This is a genomic window from Ochrobactrum sp. SFR4 (assembly GCF_019730395.1).
GTDB lineage: Bacteria > Pseudomonadota > Alphaproteobacteria > Rhizobiales > Rhizobiaceae > Pseudochrobactrum.
The window spans coordinates 1-541 of record NZ_JAAPBB010000120.1; the positions used below are offsets into that span (position 1 = coordinate 1).

Annotated in this window: 1 protein-coding gene and 1 pseudogene; both read right to left on the bottom strand. The window is 46.6% G+C overall.

Going from position 1 to position 541, the window contains the following annotated elements; genetic code table 11:
- A partial coding sequence (locus tag HBA93_RS18150) for a GPW/gp25 family protein (protein ID WP_221724230.1) occupies positions 1 to 363 on the bottom strand: 363 nt, incomplete at its 3' end.
- Positions 341 to 541: pseudogene (locus tag HBA93_RS18155) on the bottom strand (hypothetical protein); the annotation flags it as partial. The pseudogene HBA93_RS18155 and the gene HBA93_RS18150, both read right to left, overlap by 23 nt.

Consider the following 541-nt stretch of genomic DNA (forward strand, 5'->3'; position numbering starts at 1 on the left):
AACTATACGTGTCGTTTTATCCTCGGCGATTGAATAATCCCCAAGGTGCCCACGAGGGTAATAGGTTCCAAATAAAGACAAACCAATATGACCGGTATGGTTTACGGCGGTAATGGATGCTTTAGTCAGTTGAAACCGTGGTTCATATTTATCGATTGCGAGCGCCGCAGCTGAATAAACCGCGAGAACTCCACGAGGAGTGAGTTTCCGATCAACCAGATCAGGCAAGTTAGAGCCAAAATCGCGCCGCATGACACGGCTACCAATAGGGGTGGTCAGGATAATGTTAATGGATTGCTCGACATGCGCCCAATCAGATAATTTCTGACCGGTGAAGGCATTAACTCCGGTTGAGTCTGCCATCGTTACGATCCTTCTTTGGCATTACCTGAACAGGAGCAGATTCAGCATCTGTATTGGGATCAGGATTATAAGGTACGATAACATTCCCATGAGGCGGCTTGAGTAACTGAGCCTGTTCGTCACTTAACTCAAACACTTCATCTTGCGTGCGCCATTTATTCAGCACTTCACAAGCAAT